Genomic DNA, 298 nt, shown 5'->3' on the forward strand with positions numbered 1-298 from the left:
ATTGGTGATGGTGTAACTAAAACAAAGGAACTTATAAGTAACCCTAATGCAGTGTTTATAGAAGGTAAGTTACCATCGGCAAATGAAATGAGTGTGTTGGCGTTTGAAAAGTTTAAAAATAATGCTTTTGAAGATGTAGCTTATTTTGAACCTTATTATTTAAAAGATTTTGTGGCTATTAAGCCAAAACAATAAAAAAAAGACCTGAAATTTCAGGTCTTTTTTGTTTAGAGCACATTTAAAATTACTCTTTATGTATTTCAACTTGATGTGGGTAAGGAATTTCAATTCCAGCAGC

At 30.5% G+C, this 298-nt stretch carries 1 pseudogene; it reads left to right on the forward strand.

Features of this window, described 5'->3' with window-relative positions:
- A pseudogene (locus FUA24_RS00325) lies at nt 1–195 on the forward strand (tRNA (adenosine(37)-N6)-threonylcarbamoyltransferase complex dimerization subunit type 1 TsaB); the annotation flags it as partial.
- Nucleotides 196–298: the final 103 nt, after the last annotated feature.

Source organism: Seonamhaeicola marinus, assembly GCF_008085455.1.